The organism is Mucilaginibacter sp., from assembly GCF_036383575.1.
In the GTDB taxonomy this organism is placed as follows: Bacteria; Bacteroidota; Bacteroidia; order Sphingobacteriales; family Sphingobacteriaceae; genus Mucilaginibacter.
This window is the reverse complement of the sequence record NZ_DASVOB010000112.1, coordinates 1-18,331: the sequence shown is the minus strand read 5'-3', so window position 1 is coordinate 18,331 and position 18,331 is coordinate 1. Positions and strand designations below refer to the sequence as shown.

At 43.8% G+C, this 18,331-nt stretch carries 10 protein-coding genes and 2 riboswitches; of the genes, 6 read left to right on the top strand and 4 right to left on the bottom strand.

What is annotated here, in order from left to right:
- The 4 genes from VF500_RS04270 to VF500_RS04255 all read left to right on the top strand — a co-directional run.
- Window positions 1–1,970, top strand: a 1,970-nt coding sequence (locus VF500_RS04270) for a hybrid sensor histidine kinase/response regulator transcription factor (protein ID WP_330858488.1), incomplete at its 5' end; no start/stop codon positions are given.
- A 384-nt stretch (window positions 1,971–2,354) separates the two neighbouring features.
- A complete protein-coding gene (locus tag VF500_RS04265) occupies window positions 2,355–4,919 on the top strand; it encodes a glycosyl hydrolase 115 family protein (RefSeq protein ID WP_330858487.1) in 2,565 nt (854 codons plus the stop codon).
- Between the two features lie 578 nt (window positions 4,920–5,497).
- Window positions 5,498–8,635 carry a SusC/RagA family TonB-linked outer membrane protein gene (locus VF500_RS04260; protein WP_330858485.1) on the top strand — a complete coding sequence of 1,046 codons (3,138 nt, stop codon included), beginning with the start codon at window positions 5,498–5,500 and terminating at the stop codon, window positions 8,633–8,635.
- 14 nt (window positions 8,636–8,649) lie between these two features.
- Window positions 8,650–10,587 carry a RagB/SusD family nutrient uptake outer membrane protein gene (locus VF500_RS04255; RefSeq protein ID WP_330858484.1) on the top strand — a complete coding sequence of 646 codons (1,938 nt, stop codon included), beginning with the start codon at window positions 8,650–8,652 and terminating at the stop codon, window positions 10,585–10,587.
- Window positions 10,588–10,698: 111 nt separating this feature from the next.
- On the opposite strand, the gene VF500_RS04250 is transcribed toward VF500_RS04255, so the two are convergent.
- From VF500_RS04250 to VF500_RS04235, 4 genes are read right to left on the bottom strand one after another with little or no spacing between them, the layout of a single operon-like run.
- Entirely contained in the window at window positions 10,699–11,964 is a 1,266-nt protein-coding gene (locus VF500_RS04250; RefSeq protein WP_330858482.1) for a cation:proton antiporter, read from the bottom strand.
- 11 nt (window positions 11,965–11,975) lie between these two features.
- A complete protein-coding gene (locus VF500_RS04245; protein ID WP_330858480.1) occupies window positions 11,976–12,794 on the bottom strand; it encodes a serine acetyltransferase in 819 nt (272 codons plus the stop codon).
- Between the two features lie 9 nt (window positions 12,795–12,803).
- Complete coding sequence (locus VF500_RS04240; RefSeq protein WP_330858479.1) at window positions 12,804–14,729, bottom strand: family 2A encapsulin nanocompartment cargo protein cysteine desulfurase; 1,926 nt, start codon at window positions 14,727–14,729, stop codon at window positions 12,804–12,806.
- Window positions 14,713–15,633 (bottom strand): family 2A encapsulin nanocompartment shell protein, encoded by a 921-nt coding sequence (locus VF500_RS04235; protein ID WP_121228816.1) that lies wholly within the window; start codon window positions 15,631–15,633, stop codon window positions 14,713–14,715. Before VF500_RS04235 ends, VF500_RS04240 begins: the two co-directional genes overlap by 17 nt.
- Window positions 15,634–15,777: 144 nt before the next feature.
- Window positions 15,778–15,887, top strand: a riboswitch (SAM riboswitch).
- A 198-nt stretch (window positions 15,888–16,085) separates the two neighbouring features.
- On the opposite strand from VF500_RS04235, the gene VF500_RS04230 reads away from it, so the two are divergent.
- Window positions 16,086–16,532, top strand: a complete 447-nt coding sequence (locus VF500_RS04230) for a protein-disulfide reductase DsbD domain-containing protein (protein ID WP_330858478.1) — start codon at window positions 16,086–16,088, stop codon at window positions 16,530–16,532.
- A gap of 906 nt (window positions 16,533–17,438) precedes the next feature.
- Window positions 17,439–17,552: riboswitch (SAM riboswitch) on the top strand.
- Between the two features lie 223 nt (window positions 17,553–17,775).
- The coding region (locus VF500_RS04225) for a hypothetical protein (RefSeq protein WP_330858476.1) at window positions 17,776–18,331 on the top strand (556 nt) is incomplete at its 3' end.

Genomic DNA, 18,331 nt, shown 5'->3' with positions numbered 1-18,331 from the left:
CCACTCCGCAGCAAAATAAATATTCATATAAACTGATTGGGTGTGACAAAGAATGGAACTTTGTTGGTGCTTCAAAAATTGCCTATTATACCAACATTGACCCGGGGAACTATACTTTCCAGGTAAGGGCCAGCAATAATGACGGTACCTGGAACGACAGGGTTACTACCATCCAAATTGAGGTACGACCTCCATTATGGCGCACGGTTTACGCGTATATAGTTTACGTACTGATTGTATTGTGCCTGTTGCTTTATATCAGGCACCGGGGCATCCGGAAAATAAGGATGCAGTTTGCTCATGAACAGGAGAAGGAGAAAGCAAAACAACTGATAGAGCAGGAGCGTAGAGAATCAGAAAAGTTGCACGAACTTGATTTGCTGAAGATCAAATTCCTCACCAACCTTAGTCATGAGTTCCGGACACCTATTTCATTGATCCTGGCACCTGCTGATAAATTATTGTCGGCACCGATAGATCCTGCCATTTCCGGTCAGGTGCATGTGATGAAGAGGAATGCCAGGAGATTATTAAACTTGGTGAACCAGCTACTCGATTTCCGGAAGATGGAAGAGCAGGAACTCAGACTAAACCTTGTTCCAGGAGATATGATCGCGTTCATCAAAGAAGCAGCGGATTCATTTAGAGACTTATCGGAACGTAAAAAGATTGATTTCCGCTTGAATGCTGAACCCGAACACTTGTTAGTAGCATTTGATCATGATAAGATTGAGCGGATAATTTTTAACCTCCTGTCTAATGCTTTCAAATTTACCGGGGAAGGCGGGGCGGTATCGCTCAACGTAGCCTGCGATGAAACCAGCATTGCCGGCGAAAAATGCGCACTTCGCCTGGAGGTTATTGATAACGGTGCGGGGATCCCGGTCGAAATTCAGCAGAAGATCTTTGAGCGGTTTTATCAATACGAAAATGCCGTTTCCATCCTTAACCAGGGGAGCGGCATCGGGCTTTCGATAACCCGTGAATTTGTTGAATTACATGGCGGAACCATCTCTGTCGCAAGTACGCCGGGAAAGGGAAGTGTGTTCACAGTTAACTTGCCGGTAACCACATTGCCGGCTATGGATGAATCGGAAGCACTTAAGAACAGTGAACGCCCCGAAGAGGATACCGTATCAGAGATAACTGCATCGGAAGAGGTCGCGACTGAGGTTTCTGCCCGGCTTCCGACTGTTTTGCTGGTGGAGGATAATGAAGAGATGAGGTATTATCTAAAAGATAACCTCAAGGCACTTTACAACGTAGTGGAGGCAGCCAATGGTAAAGAAGGCTGGCAAAAAGCACTCTCTTGCCATCCGCAGTTGATCGTTAGTGATATCAGTATGCCGGAAATGAACGGCATCGACCTAAGCAAAAAAATTAAATCCGATAAACGTACTACCCACATCCCGGTTATCCTGCTTACGGCGTTAACCGGAGAAGAAGAGCAACTTAAAGGGCTGGAAACGGGCGCTAACGATTACCTGACCAAGCCCTTTAATTTCGAGATCCTGAATGCCAAAATAAAAAACCTGTTAATGCTTAACCGCACGCTGAAAGATACCTATTCCAAACAGATCCATGTGTGCGGTAACGATATTGAGATCGAATCGGGCGATGCCAAATTGCTGAACAATATTGTCAGGTATATCGAAGATAAATTAAACGACCCGGAGTTATCAGTTGAGGAATTGAGCCGACATGTGGGTATGAGCCGCGGGTCGCTTTATACAAAACTACTGGAGCTTACCGGGTTAACTCCGCTTGAATATATCCGGTCGGTGAAATTGGATAAGGCTGTGATCTTGCTGGAAAAAAGCGATTATAATGTGGCCCAGATCGCATATATGACCGGCTTCGGAACCCCCAGCTGGTTTTCAAACAAGTTCAAAGCTAAATATAACATGCTGCCATCTGAGTATCAGAATTTAAAACGGAAAGATCGCCAGGTAGCACAGGAAGCTTTATAGGACCGATACAGTGCTTTTAAAGGCCCAGGTGTGTAATCTTCCCCCAAAAACACTACTATTAAACATTTGGTGCATAAGCTTCAACAATCAACAACACCTAACCTTATTCATCCCTGTACTTTAGGGCCAAGATTTTCTCGTATTTAAAACACACCGGAGAAGATTAACACCAATTTCCTGAATATGTACAGTAAAATAGTTTTATCTGGCATCTCAATGCCGGTAATGGGTCTTGGAGACCTCCCAGTTTATCTATTTTTTATCCCCAGAAATTCTTCTTATCGGCCGGTAAATAAGTGTCGGCCTGCCGGGTATCGGGTCAATTGATCCGATAAGGCTTGTATTGTCATAAAAAAAGCGCATATCTCAATTATTTATATCTCAATGAAAAAACTACTTCTTTTGCTGTACAGCTTGCTGCCCTGTACGCTTCTAGCGCAAACTATTATTTCAGATAATCAGGTTGCCGGGGCATTTCCGGTGGTTGCCAGCGGGCATACAGCTACCATCATCTATGATAGGGAAGATGACCCTTTGATACAGATTACTGCCAATTTATTTGCGGGAGATATTCAGATGGTGAGCGGTCATAAACCCGTTTTGTTATCGTCCATCGGTTCGGCAAAAAGCCTCATCATTATCGGGACGATTGGACGTTCAAAATTAATACAGCAATTGATCTCAGCAAAAAAGATAAATGTTGATAAGCTTAAAGATAAATGGGAAGGTTACCAGGTACAGGTAGTGAAATCCCCTTTTAAAGGAGTTGATGAGGCGTTAGTTATTGCCGGCAGCGATAAAAGAGGTGCGGCCTATGGCGTTTTTGAATTGTCGAAGCAAATAGGAGTTTCACCCTGGTACTGGTGGGCCGATGTCCCGGTGAAGCAGAAGGCCGCAATTTATGTGCGGGCACAAACACCATTTACGGATGCCCCTAAAGTAAAATACCGGGGTGTTTTCATTAACGATGAAGCGCCGGCTTTTTCCAGGTGGACCAAGGAAAAGTTTGGAGGGGTTAACCATTTGGTATACGAAAAGGTGTTTGAACTGTTGCTCAGGCTGAAGGCAAATTACCTTTGGCCGGCCATGTGGAACAATGCGTTCAACGATGATGATAAGATGAACCCGGTGCTTGCAGATAAATGGGGGATTGTAATGGGTACATCGCACCATGAACCGATGCTGCGCGCACAGCAGGAATGGAAAAGGTACGGCAAAGGGGCCTGGGATTATGAAAAGAATGATTCTCTTTTACGAAGTTTCTGGCGGCAGGGTATCGTAAATATGGGCAAGCATGAAAGCCTGGTTACCATTGGCATGCGTGGCGATGGCGATAAGCCCATGACAGAAGGCACGGCGATCACCTTACTGGAGCGAATTGTTAATGATCAGCGCCAGATCATCCAGGATGTTACCGGAAAGCCGGCATCTCAAACACCGCAGATCTGGGCGCTGTACAAAGAAGTGCAGGATTATTATGATAAAGGCATGAGGGTACCGGATGATGTAACCCTGTTGCTGTCGGACGATAATTGGGGTAATCTCCGCAAACTTCCTAAATTAAATGATAAGCCAAGAAGCGGCGGTTACGGCATTTATTATCACTTTGATTATGTAGGCGACCCGCGTAACTACAAGTGGATCAACACCAACAATATAGTCCGCGTATGGGAGCAGATGCACCTGGCCTGGGAATACCAGGTTAAACAGGTTTGGGTTGTTAATGTGGGCGATCTCAAACCTATGGAGTTTCCCATCTCTTTCTTTCTTGATTATGCATGGAACCCGACCAAATGGAACGAGGATAATTTAAATACTTATTATACCCGATGGGCCGAAAGCCAGTTTGGCGCCGGACAAGCCAAAGAGATAGGTGACATTATGCGGCTTTATGCCCGGTACGCAGCGAGGCGCAAACCGGAACTGGTGGACGCCAACACATATAGCATTGAAAATTATGGTGAAGCACAAACTGTGGTTAATGAGTTCAGTGAGCTGCTGGCAAGGGCAGAGAAGGTCAATGCAGCATTACCTCGCGCTTATCGTGATGCTTTTTATGAACTGGTGCTGCATCCTTTAAAAGCAAATGCCAACCTTCATGAAATGTACCAGTCAGTTGCTTTGAACCGCTGGTATGCCGGCAGGAACAACATCATCGCCAATACTTATGCAAATAAGGCTAAGCAGTTATATAAAAATGACTCATTACTTTCCTTACAATACAATAAGGAGCTTGCCGGTGGTAAATGGAACCACATGATGGACCAGGTACATATCGGCTACAGGATCTGGAGTGATCCGCCCGTTAATAAGATGCCCGAGGTGAAATATGTTGCAGCGGATGCTTCTGCCGAAAATAAAACAGTTGTAACCGGTGCCGTTAAAACCGCCGAGCCGCTGATACCTTCGAACACAAAAGTACATGTGTTTTTTGAAAAGGACGGCTATGTTGCTATAGAGGCGGAACATTTCAGCAAGGCTGTTAATTCTGGTGATATTACGTGGAAAATTATACCTGATATAGGCAGGACAGGTTCGGGGATCAGTCCTTTTCCGGTTACCGCAGCTACACAACAACCGGGGCTTAATAATCCGCATACTGAATATGACTTTTACAGCTATGACAGCGGCGAGGTCCGGGTAGCGGCATATTTTTCGCCCACACTTAATTTTCACAATGAAGAGGAGGGGCTGCAATATGCCATTTCTGTTGATGACGAGAAACCACAGATCATCACTATTAATACTTATAAAGACGTGAACGTTTGGCGGGGCTGGGTGGCAGACAATATCATCATCAAAAAATCTGCCCATCATATTTTAGCGCCCGGAAAACATACGCTGAAGTATTGGATGGTACAGCCAGGCATCGTGCTTCAAAAATTGGTCATTGACCTGGGCGGCGAAAAACCAAGTTACCTGGGTCCGCCGGAAACATTGAAGAAATAATCATTGCCAAGCAGCCCGCTGTGTGATATACAGAGGGCTGCTTATAATTTTAAGGGAACAGTTCAAGCGAAAGATTTAAAGTTTGTTGAAGATTTTATATGCTATTGTATTATGTAGTTGAAAATTAGATTGTTAGATTTTGGCTTTATGCGTTCCGCTTTCGGCTTTTAGTAGCTGAATATCTTGTTTTTGAACATTTGTCGTATGCTTTTTGGTAATATCAACTATCGCAATAAACATCAATTACAGAACTTTACGGTGTTTATAGATGTCATGTCGATAAACACACCAATTAAATTTTAAACCAATTTAATAGTTGCTCCGGGAATTTTAATACAGTGGTCATTTGATCATGGGAATTACTATGTCAAAAAATGCAATCGATTGCATTGATATTCCGGCTCATTGCTCATAATAAAATGCCTGATTCCCTGAGAGGAATTTTAAAAAAGAAACCAATATTAAACCAATATAATATGATCAAAAAGCAAACATAAGCCGGGTATACAGATGCAGTTAACCCCGCTGCAATTAGTAAGTACTAACCAATAATTATTAAATCATTATTTCTTGTTGATATGCAAAAACTTCAACTCATTAAATTTTGGAAAATTATCCTGGTCATCGTATCAGTTAATTTATATTCCTTCTCTCTTTTTGCACAAAACATCGCCTTGCGTGGCAAGGTGGTTGACGAAAAAGGAGAAGCGCTGGCAGGTGCCACCGTAAAAGTAACGGGCACTACAACTGCTACTACCACAAATGCAAGCGGCGATTTTACGCTGAATGCTCCGGCTACCACGCGTAAGATCACCATCTCTTTTGTCGGTTACACTGATTATGAAAAAGCAATCGCATCCGGATCGACAAATTTAGGAACTATTACGATGGTGAAAAATTCCAGTAACCTGAATGAAGTGGTCGTAGTAGGTTACGGAACTTTAAAAAAGCAGGATGTAACCGGAACAATAGCTACTGTAAGTGCCAAAGCATTACAGGAAATTCCTTCAGCCAACGTTTTTGAACAAATGAAAGGCCGCGTAGCAGGCCTTGATGTGGTTAATGGCAGCAGCGGGCCCGCAATTACTATCCGTGGTAGCCGTACTATAGGTAGCACCACGGCAGATCAGCCCCTGGTTGTTTTAGACGGGCAGCCATATTATAACTTCATCGAAAACATCAACCCCAATGATATTAAAAGCGTTGATGTGTTGAAAGGAGCTTCGGCAACAGCTATTTACGGTTCACGTGCCTCGGGCGGTGTGCTTTTGATCACTACCAACAGGGGCCGTGTAGGGCAAACAGTTACTGCCTATGACTCTTACGTAGGTACAAGCCGGCTTGAAGGAAAACTGCAATTACTAAACGGTAAACAGTTTGCACAGCTTCAGGACGATGCACTTGCCGGTGCTGTAGCTCAGGGCAGCGGTACTACCAATCCCAACGCATTAACTTCGACAGAGCTACAGGCCCTGAATGAAGGTGTAAGTACCAATTGGGCTAAGTTGCTCATCAAGCCGGCTATGGTTTGGGATCAGAGTTTAAGAGTTTCTGGTGGAAGTGAAAGGACCCAGTTTACGGTTGGTGCCGGTTATCGTGTAAATACCGCCCTGGAGCCAAACAACGATACCAAACGTATCTCGTTAAATGCATCTATCGATCATAAGATAAACAAGGTTATCAAATTCGGATTAACTACGTTGACCACATTGCGCCTAATTAATGCCGGCGGCGGAAATCAACTTGGCAATGCACAGTATATGAGTCCGTTGACCTACCCTTATAATGCCGATGGATCTTTAAATATTTTACCACAGGTTGGGCAGATTGATGCCACGGCGATAAACCCTTTAATCCCCGGTCGTTCTCCTGATCAGTATTACAATTATACCCGCGGGTTTATTAACAACGACATTGCCTATGCGGAGATTTCTCCGGTTGATCATTTAAAGTATCGTTATACCGTAAATTATAACTTTTCGCAATCACTGCAGGGAACTTATAATGGCATAAACGGTGCGGATATCGTGAGCATCGCTAAAACCAATGCAAGCACGACCAACAATTATCAGTATCGCTTAGCGCAGGAACACTTGCTGACCTACGATAACACGTTTGGCGGAAAGCATTCCATTAACTTTGTAGCTGGTTTTACCTCAGAATTTCAGCACAACGAAAATTCAAATATCAACGCAACCGGTATCCCGTCTGATGCCAACCGGAACACCAATCTTGGTTTGGCAAGTACCATCACTTCTGTAGGCGGTTCATATACCGAGCAGGGCCTGGTATCATGGGTTGGCCGCCTTAATTATGCGTTTGATCAGCGTTATAACGTTACCGCTACCATCCGTTCCGATGCTAACTCGGCGTTGTCTCCCGGGCATCAGCGCACAACCTATCCATCCATTGGTTTAGGCTGGGTTATCAGCAATGAAAAATTCATGAAACGGTATGATTTTATTGATAACCTGAAATTGCGTGCAGGTTATGGTCAAACTTCTACCACAAACAGTATCGGCCCATATAATACTTTAGGCCAGCTAAGCTCATCAAAATATCAGTATGGCGGTGTAACGGCGGGCGATGCACAAGGCGTACGCGTAACCACACTGGTTAACCAAAACCTTACCTGGCAAAGAACCAGCGATTATAACATCGCTTTGGATTTTGCCCTGTTAAAAAACCGCCTTACCGGTTCAATTGAAGTTTATAAACAAAGAACCACAGGAATTATTTTGCCAAACCAGTTACCAGTAACCAATGGTGCCTCTTCACAAATTTCAAACCTGGGTATCTCTGCCAATAAAGGCCTTGAAATTACACTGAGCAGCCTCAACATCCGCAACCTGGGTGGTTTTACCTGGTCAACTGATTATAACATGGCTTTCAGCCGTGAGCATATCGTTTCCCTGCCGAACGGCGCATTGCAGAATATTGATGCAGGAGAATTTGTAGGGCAGCCGCTAAGCGTAATTTATGATGTGAAGAAAATAGGCATCTGGCAAGCCAGCGAAGCTGCGCAAGCTGCTGTTTACGGTGCTAAACCCGGTCAGATCAAAGTTCGGGACCTTAACGGCGATGGAAAAATTAACTTTCAGGACAACCAGATCATTGGCAATTTTCAGCCTCAATATACATTTGGCTTAACCAACAGGTTTAGTTATAATGGCTTTGATCTGAGCATTGTTATCCAGGGCAGGATGAAGTTTACAACCGTTGTGCCTTATGTTTCGTCATCTGACTCAGGCACAAATGGCTGGCAGTTCCTAAACTCGGGCCGCCATAACCAACCGGTTATCGACTACTGGACACCAGGCAACGCTACCAACGCATTTCCTGAGCCCAACGCTCAGAAACAAGGCAGCTACTATTCAACACTGCAATACTATGACGGTTCGTTCATCAGGGCTAAGAGCATCAATTTAGGCTACAACATTCCGGGTGGAATAGTGAAGAAACTGGGTATGACCTCGCTAAGGGTGTATGCTAACGTCACTAATCCGTTTGTTATTTATGCTCCTATCATGAAACACAGTTTTTCTGTGACCGATCCTGAATCGGTTTATAACCTTGCCCCGGCTTCAGTATCGGCAAGCGGCAATATCGGGGGGTACAATCCTAACAACGCGAGCAACTTTCCGTATCGCGGTGTAGGCATCAGTGCGGGAGAACAAACACGCGATTTCATTTTGGGTATTAATGCAAGATTTTAATTCAGAAAGCAGCTATGAAAATATTTAATAAAACCAGCTTTATTATTGCTGCAGCAGCAGTATTAACGGCAGCCAGCAGCTGTAAAAAAACACTGATAGAAACCCCACGGGCACAGCTGTACCCAAGTTATTTTGGTACGGCAGCCGGCGTTCAGGCAGCGGTTACTGGTGTGTACAACGATTTGCGAGGCTCTTTTTCGGGTGAAGGCATCGTGTTCTTTTACAATGGAACGGATGAAAATATTCCCGGTGGCAGCGCCGGAACCAATCCCCCGATACTAAATTCATACAACGGCATAAATTCATCAAATACGCCCGATTTAACCGGTTTGTATGTGGATATTAACACCTTAAACGGCGTTTTACAATACGCATCGTCAATTACCGACGCTACTGCCAGAACACAATATGTTGGGCAGGCTAAGTTTCTTCGGGGCTTCCTGTATTTTTACCTGGTGCAAACCTACGGCGGACTTACAGCTACGCAGAAAAGCGGGATCCCGTTGCATACAACTTTTATCACCCAGGCAACAACGGCAGATGCGCCGGCTCAGCTGGCTGACATCTACAACCTGATCATTCAGGATTTTACCGATGCGGCAGCAACATTGCCTAATACCATTACCAGTTCAAATCCTTTTTCGGCAGGAGGTGTTGGCAAAACGGCAACAGCCGCCGTTGCCAATGCTTTCCTGGCAAAAGCTTACTTAACCAGGGGATACACAGAAGCCAAGCAAAGCAGCGACTTCCAAAAGGCTGCCGACCTGACTGCGGCATTGATCAACAATAAAGGTACTTATGGCCTGGATTTGTGGCAGGATTATAACGACGCCCATAAACCAATTAATGATTATGGCAAGGAAAATATGTTTGCCATTGATTATGGTATAACAGATCCTACCTATTCCGGATATACGCAACAGGGATCAGGTGGATATGGCATCAATCAGCTTTATGTACTGGCACGCTTTAACTACGTTTCAACCGGAATAGATAATATCGCGGGGATCGATGCTGTTCCTCAAAAGATGAGCGCGAAAACAGGGATGCTCCGTGATGTTTATGGCGGTCGTCCTTATGTACGCCTTGCACCTAACGTACCTTACACTATGCAGGTGGCTTTTGCCGACCAGGTTCATGACACCCGCTTTGATGCTACCTTCCAAACCTTCTGGATCTGCAATACAAAAGCGGCTGCGGGTACAACCAGTACAGGCGGTTCAAAAGGTGTTTTGACCCCGGCATCCAATGTTTCCTTAACCGCTTATCAGCCGCCCTTAGATGGTGATACCGCCATCCTGATGACAACGGAGGATGTAACTATGGCCCGCCGGGATGCTTTCAAAGGTTTGATCGTTACCCAAAAACAATACAACAATACGGTTTTTCCAACAGTGAAAAAGTATGATGACCCGCTGCGTACCGGGATCCTCGATTTTTCGAGCAGGCCAATTGTGTTAATGCGTTTTTCGGAAGTTTACCTGATGAATGCAGAAGCCAATTATATGCTGGGTAATACCACTAATGCAGCTGCGTCATTGAATACGATCAGGCAACGGGCAGCTTACCGTACACCAGCTGACGGGCTTTTCATCCCTAAAAACAAATTTAGCGTAACAGCAGCTTCTATGGGTGCTGACAACGCTACTAACGCTGCCGCAATGGCTTTAACACCAGCGCAACTGGCCCAGCTTTCTGTTCCTAATACCACTTCGGGTTCAACACTTTGCGGCATGGACTTAATTTTAGAGGAGTACAGCCGCGAACTTTATGGCGATCCCCGCCGCTGGTATGACCTGGTGCGGACCCAACAATTGGTAAGGCGCGTAAAAATGTATAATGCGCTTGGTGCACCCAATATTCAGGCTTATCATACGAGGAGGCCAATTCCGCAAAGTTTGATTAACAATATATTATCGGGTACTCCATATCCGCAAAACAACGGTTACTAAATAGTCGCCGAATCAAATTTTAATATAATTGAGACGGGGCTGTCAAATCATGACAGCCCCGTTATTTTTAAAATGTATTTAAGTAATAGAAAGCAGAATAGCTCTAATTCATCAAACAACAGGTTCGGCTTCCAACTGCACCTGTTGTTCCTTTAAAAAGTAATGCTTCATAATTGGTCCCGATATGATCATGGTAACCACGGTCATCACCACTAATCCTTCAAATACAGGCTCGCTGATGATCTTGGCTTGTAGTGCCAGTAATCCTAAAACAATTTCCTGCGATCCCCTTGCATTCATGCCGAAGGCGACGGCTATCGATTCATTTTTGCTCATGCCGCTCATTGCGCTGCCTATTCCGGCTCCAATGAGTTTTGCAAGACAGGCTATAACCAGGATGATCACTACAACCTCGAGATTAAAATTGGCTATGAAATTCAACCTTAACCCAACTGAGGCAAAAAATAACGGAGCTAATACATTAATGGTGAATTGATGCAATACATGTTTATGCTTCTCTGTAAAATATTTAGAATCATTGATGCCTACACCAACCAGGAAAGCGCCGAATATGCCGCGTACGCCAAGTCCTTCGGTAATGCATGCGCTGATAAGGCAAAGGCAAACGGCCATAGTAAGTACCCTGCCCGGTTTTTCGCCTTTACCGGCAAATGCCAGTAGTTTATGAATGAGCCAGCGCCCGCCGGTTAACATGAAAACAGCATAAATGATAACTATACTCACCGCCCAAAAAGAGGCCTCGCCTTTACCAACGTTCATGAGTTGGATGATAACGGAGAATAAGATCCAGCCCAGGAAATCATCAACCATGGCGGCCGTAAGTACAATGTTGCCTATGCGTGTGTTCAGGATATCCAGATCAAGCAGGATCTTAGTGATCACCGAAAGGGCCGTGATTGAAAGTGCTGTTCCGAAAAATAATGAGGTAACCAGTTGGTTATTAAAACCATTGGCAAAATGACTTTGATACAGGAACCATACTGCTCCGAACCCTATAGCAAAAGGAAATATAATTCCCGTTAAACTGATACTGATGGCCTGTTTCCCATTCTGCCTGATCTGTTTCAGGTCTACCTCAAACCCGGCAATGAACATGAGTAAAATGATGCCGATAGTGGCGATACCATCAAACGCTTCAAAAGCATGCGGGGTAGATAAAAAAACATTTTTAAAAAGATCAGGAGATAGGGCCCCAAGCAGGGTAGGGCCAACAATGATGCCTGCGAAGATCTCGCCGATAATAGCTGGTAGTTTATATCTGCGGCACAGTTCGCCCAATAATCTTGCCGGTATCAGGATAATTAAAAGTATCAGCAGAAAATGGATTATCTCCGATGAATTAAGTTTGGAAACCATATTTTAAAAAATTATTGCAAGCCTTCTTTTACCTCTATTCTTAACTGATGTGTATTAAACACATGCGAGTAAGGTTGAACGCTTTTTGTTAAAAACACGCTGCCGCCAATTACGCTATGATGGCCAATCACCGTTCGGCCGCCTAAAATGGTGCTGCGCGCATAAATTACTACGTTATCCTCAACCGTAGGATGGCGTTTGGTTTCGGATAGATCTTTGCTTACCTGGGCTGCACCCAGTGTTACCCCTTGGTATATAGTTACATTTTTACCGATAATGCTGGTTGCACCTATAACTATGCCGGTACCATGATCAATACAAAAAGGTACGGCGATCTCTGCTTTAGGGTGGATATCCACACCGGTTTTACCGTGTGCATGTTCAGATAAGATCCTCGGTAAAATAGGTATAGATAGCCGGGTAAGCTGATGGGCTATACGGTAAACGGCGATGGCAAAAAAACCGGGATAAGATACAATTACCTCATGCACACTGGTAGCCGCCGGGTCCTTTTCGTAGATCATGGACGCATCATGCCGCAAGTGCTGATAAATTTCATTCAACGAATCATAAAATGCAATCACCGCCCCTTCAATATCAAGATCTTTTGGATCGAGGTAACTTAGCAAGATGTTTTCCAGGTCGATCTGGTTCTTTTTTAAGTGACCGCCATATATGGATAACTTGTTGGCATGATTGTTCGGAAATAGAAATTCAAAAAGATCAGACAGCCAGCCAACGCACTGTCTGATCTTTGGTGTTGCCTCCCATTCGGCTTTATGGGTTTGATAAAGCAGTTGTATAAAACTATCAAGCTTATCGTCTTTCATTGTGGTGGTTTATCGTTTAAGACTGTGAAGCGTGTTTACCAGTAAATCAATTTCAGCACAGGTATTATAGAACGCCAGTGAAGGCCGCACCGTGGCTTCAACACCAAATCGGCGCAGAATAGGCTGGGCACAATGATGGCCCGAACGTACCGCGATACCTTGTTGATTTAATGCTGCGCCTACCTCTTCGGTTTTGTAACCATCCAGCACAAATGATAAAACACTGGCCTTTTCAGGCGCAGTGCCAATTAGCCGGATCCCTTTCACCTCTTTTAACAATTGGGTTGCATAAACAAGCAGGTAATGCTCATATTGAGCAATGAGGGGCATGCCCAGGCGGGTTACATAGTCGATAGCCGCGCCAAGGCCAACGGCATCGGCAATATTACCTGTTCCGGCTTCGAATCTGCCAGGAGCATCATGGTATTGGGTGTACTCGAAAGTTACATCCTTGATCATGTTGCCGCCACCCTGCCATGGCTGGGTTTGGTTTAGCAAGTCTTCTTTACCATAAAGTACACCGATGCCCGTAGGCCCGAATACCTTATGACCGGAAAACACAAACCAATCAGCATTTAAAGCCTGTACATCAACCGGCATGTGCGATACGGATTGAGCCCCGTCAACCAATACTTTAGCCCCTGCCAAATGTGCCAGGTGAACAATTTGTGCTGCCGGTGTAACCGTACCCAATGCATTTGATACTTGCGTAAATGAAACCAGTTTGGTTTTAGGGCCAAGCAGTTTTACATACTCATCAAGTATGATCTGCCCGTCGTCATCAACAGGGATCACCCTGATTTTTAACCCTTTTTTGGCGGCCAGTTGCTGCCATGGAACAATGTTGGCATGATGTTCCAGCTGGCTTACAACAATCTCGTCGCCTGCAACCAGGTTTTGTTCGCCCCAGCTTTTGGCTACCAGGTTGATAGCTTCGGTAGCTCCGCGTACAAAAATGATCTCGTTTATAGAGCCTGCGTTAAGGAAGATTTGCACTTTTTTGCGTGCCCCCTCGTAAGCATCGGTGGCCCTTGCCGCCAGTTCATGAGCGGCACGATGGATGTTTGAATTTTCGTGCTCGTAAAAATAAGTGATGCGGTCAATTACCTGTTTCGGCTTTTGAGTAGTAGCTGCATTGTCTAACCATACAAGTTGTCTACCATTCACCTGCTCCTGTAATATCGGGAAATCCCGCCTTACAATATTTACATCAAAGGGCGGACTGATAATACCGCTGATACCAACCTGCTTAACCTTTTCCCTGTCGGATTTTACCGCTGGCAAACCATGGTTATCCGATAAAAAATAAAAAGGAATTTCGGTTGCTACAGGTGCGCCCGTAAACGGTAAAGCATTTGAAGGACCTGAGGTATTAATGTTACTTAATATCTTCTTTAAGTCTGCTTCAAAACCCTGGTCCTGTTGATAAGGCAAATGAAGCAGGTTTTCAGGAGCGGTTGAAAGCTGCTCAACTTTGAAATTTTGCTTTAAATCCACATCGGGTATCAGATCTGTTTTTACCAGATATGAATCATAACCGAAGCCAGGCTTCGAGGGCAATTGCGCGCCAAAAGCATTAACCGGGTTATGCTGAACAGGCTCCGAAGCGTTAGCATGTGCACTTAAATTAGGATCCGCGAAGCTGGTTTGCGGATCCTTCAGGTTGATAGCATTATGCTGGTTAATGGCCGATGGCGAAACGCCGCCACCGCCAATAGTACTTGAAGGAATAGAAGTAGCAGGCGCATCTGCATGCTGATGCGGATTAAATGAACCTGCATCAGCTATACTGCCCGGCAACGGAAAAGCCTCAGGAGCTTGCTGAACCGGTAATTGATTTACAATACCTCCCGGTCCGGCTTTGAAAAACTGGTTGGCCAGTTGTTCCAGTTCCTGAAGGTTGGGCAGGTTGTCCGGATTAATATTTGTACTCATAATAGTTACCTAAATCAACATCCTCTAAAACAGCTATAGCATCATCAACCAATACAGCTAATGAGCAATAAAGCGATACCAGGTATGAGGCAATAGCTTTATTATTGATGCCCATAAACCGCACAGATAAGCCTGGTGATTGTTCGCCTGGTAAACCTGGCTGGAACAAGCCAACTACGCCTTGTCTGCTTTCGCCGGTGCGTAAAAGGATAATTTTAGATTTGTTATTGACGATAGGTAATTTATCAGATGGGATAAGCGGGATGCCTCTCCAGGTAATAAACTGCGAACCAAATAAAGAAACTGTTGGCGGTGGTACACCGCGGCGGGTACATTCACGACCAAAAGCAGCTATAGCTAAAGGGTGCAGCAGGAAAAATCCGGGCTCTTTCCAAACTTTGGTGATCAGTTCATCCAGGTCATCAGGGGTAGGAGGACCGAGCCTTGTTTTTATTTTTTGTGATGGGGCTACACTGCTTAGCAAACCGTACTCGGTATTGTTGATCAGTTCACTTTCCTGGCGTTCTTTAACAATCTCAATGGTAAGGCGTAACTGCTCGCTGATCTGGTTGTAAGGTTTACTGTAAAGGTCAGATACACGGGTGTGCACATCCAATACGGTGTTTACAGCGCTCAGGTTGTACTCTCTCGGGTTTTCCTCATAATCAACATAAGTTGACGGCAATTCACGCTCATCACGGTTGGAGCAATCCACTTCCACATTATTGGCATCAACAACCTTGTTTAAGCGGTAAACGCCTGACTCAACAGGGATCCAGTTTAATAAATGTGTTAACCAACGCGGGGTAATGGTTGATAATTGGGGAACGGTACGGGTGGCTACGGCCAACTGCCTGGCGGCTACATCGCCAAGGGCTGTTTGTTTTGGTTTTTGATCGGGCATTTAGATAATTAATAAGTGTTTTAAAGATTGATTGGTGGTGCTTTTCAATGGTTAACACCTGTGTTGCAATGATAAGAAATAAAATTATATTAAATCTATAGGAATTATAGATTTAATTGTATGTTTGCATCATCAGTTCTTTAATACTTATCCAGAAAAGACGGAGGGAAAGGCCCCATGAAGTCTTGGCAACCTGTACAATACCATATGTAAAAGGTGCTAATTCCTGCTCCTGCAAAGGAGAAAGATAAGAGATGCTACAGGTTTATATAAATATCTCCACGGCTCTTTTTCTGGTAAGTTTTATTGGATATGAAAACAAAAAAGAGATGAAAACCTGTTTACTCATGAAAATATATAAAACCACCTGCTATACAGATCTGTGTTGTTGCCGCTAATTATTTACAAGTTAAGCGATCAAACAAAACAACATCATCAGTATATCACACCAAATGAAAAAACTAATACTTGCAGCTTTAACTACCGTAATCAGCACAGTTTCTTATTCGCAGATCCTGGCGCCCGTAAAATGGTCGTACGGAGCAAAGAAGATCGATAAAGAGCAGGCAGTTGTATTTATAAAAGCAACTATTGATAAGGGCTGGCATATTTACTCGCAAAACGTTGCGGATGGCGGCCCGGTAAAAACCTCATTCAGGTTTGATAAAAGTGACGACTATACATTAAACGGTAACACAACAGAGCCTAAAGCTGTTAGCAAGTATGAAAAAGCATTCAGCATGAATGTGCAGTACTTTGAGCAATCGGTTATATTTCAGCAAAAAGTAAAGCTTAAAAACGGGCAGGCATCAGTTAATGGTACCCTGAACTATATGGTATGCAGTAACAAGCAATGTTTGCCGCCCGAGGATGTTGAGTTCAGCATTCCTGTAAAATAGTACTAAGTCGAAAGTCATAGGTCAGATTCAGTTTTTCTATTTTTATACTTAGAACTTACGACTTAGACTAAGCGAAATCTATCGATAACAAACACTAAAAAGTTTAACAGCTCATTAGCCACCAAATTGAACTGTTAAACGGGAGCAAAGGGTTGAGGAAAACTCCGCTTGCTTAAACCTGGTTACACAAACAAATACCATGAAACCGAAATTGAATTTTATCACTAAAGCCCGCGTACAGAATGGTGGCATCCTTTTCTGTAATTACCATTGTTGTTAATTCGCGCTTTTATCCCGGAAAATTGATCCTGAAATAAGATCAACATCCTGGCTGTACTAAGTGCGTTGCTTTGCTATGGTGGTAAAACAGGCGTGTGCTGTACAGACCAGGATGTTGATCGTTTACAAGATAAGAAGAAGTTTGAATTGGATTTAAAACATTTTCATGTAGAAGACGCATCACATGCGTCTTCGTAGGTAAATCATTATTGTTATTTGGGGAAAATGCTTTAGAAAGGAGGCACCTAACGGAGCCATAAGCTTCTGTTTTTTCCTATAAACATGGTACTCCTACGGAGTTTTCAAACAGCTTTCTAACTCCGTAGGAGTACCATGTTTACAGCAAAGCAATAACATTTTTTGGCTCCGTAGGTGCCTCCTGTTTAATTAGTATTAAAAGTGATTTGCCTGTATGGTTACTACCTGGCAGTTTGCTTGTCCTAAAGGAGACGCATGTGATGCGTCTCTACAATAAAAAAACAATAAGATTTAAACACCTTTTAAGGCTTTAATGAAATAAATAGGATGTAATTAAAAAATATTCTACTAAATCTATGGATTTTATTGTATTTATCATATTTGTTACTATCTTTACAGCATTCTAATTAACCCCACCATTAATTAGTTGATTTATAAAGAATAAGGGAGAGGAAGTCTCGATGATCTTATAGCAACTTTTCAGGAACCTGAAATAAGTGCTAAACTTTTTCCGATAGCAATTACGCCGCCGGAATATAAATTAACTAAAAACCATGAACACATTAAAGTATCCGTATTTCTACGTGCAACCGGCAGCCATTAAACGATGTTGTTGTTTGGTTCAGTACACCTTCTGGTTTTAAAAAGCCGGTTCCCTGAGATTTTATTGCCTTTTATTATTGGCCTTAACCAGGCCGGGCAGGATTCTTTGTGCCAAATTTTTAGCACGCTATGTATCAATTAACAACAATTTAAACTTATACAAATGAAAATTACAAACTACTTATCCAAAGCTAAACTACTATCGGTTAGTCTTTTACTTGGTGGCGCTGCTGTAGCCTCTGCCCATGATGGCCCTAAGCCCAGGTTTATAAAAGAGGGAAAATGGCGCGGCGAATTTACAGTGAGCGAATCAAAAGTGCCGTTCAATTTCGAATTGAAAGGTAAGGACGCCGAGCATGCTACATTTACCCTCATCAACGGCTCCCGCCGCGACGATTTTCATGTAAAATCCATCGGCCAGGATTCGGTATACATTAAAATGAATACCTATGATGCGGCCCTGGTTGCAAAAGTGGAGGATGATGGCTCTTTAACCGGCGAGTACCGTAGTTTGGTACCTGGTTTTAGAGGTAACTCATTACCTTTTAAAGCCGAATACGGAAAAACCTATCGCTTTGTTGAGCCAGGTAAAGATGTGGCCCCAACCGCCGATCTGAGCGGTAAATGGGAGATCAAAACCTACAGTAAAGAGGCCGTCCCTGCATCTATCGCCTTATTAAAACAAAAAGGAAATAAGCTTACCGGCGTGGTAATGACCG

Bases quoted from the DNA above. Each gene is read 5' to 3' on its own strand.
- VF500_RS04245 (WP_330858480.1), bottom strand. From the start codon at position 12,794: ATGAAAGACGATAAGCTTGATAGTTTTATACAACTGCTTTATCAAACC.
- VF500_RS04235 (WP_121228816.1), bottom strand. From the start codon at position 15,633: ATGCCCGATCAAAAACCAAAACAAACAGCCCTTGGCGATGTAGCCGCC.
- VF500_RS04260 (WP_330858485.1), top strand. From the start codon at position 5,498: ATGCAAAAACTTCAACTCATTAAATTTTGGAAAATTATCCTGGTCATC.
- VF500_RS04250 (WP_330858482.1), bottom strand. From the start codon at position 11,964: ATGGTTTCCAAACTTAATTCATCGGAGATAATCCATTTTCTGCTGATA.
- VF500_RS04255 (WP_330858484.1), top strand. From the start codon at position 8,650: ATGAAAATATTTAATAAAACCAGCTTTATTATTGCTGCAGCAGCAGTA.
- VF500_RS04265 (WP_330858487.1), top strand. From the start codon at position 2,355: ATGAAAAAACTACTTCTTTTGCTGTACAGCTTGCTGCCCTGTACGCTT.
- VF500_RS04230 (WP_330858478.1), top strand. From the start codon at position 16,086: ATGAAAAAACTAATACTTGCAGCTTTAACTACCGTAATCAGCACAGTT.
- VF500_RS04240 (WP_330858479.1), bottom strand. From the start codon at position 14,729: ATGAGTACAAATATTAATCCGGACAACCTGCCCAACCTTCAGGAACTG.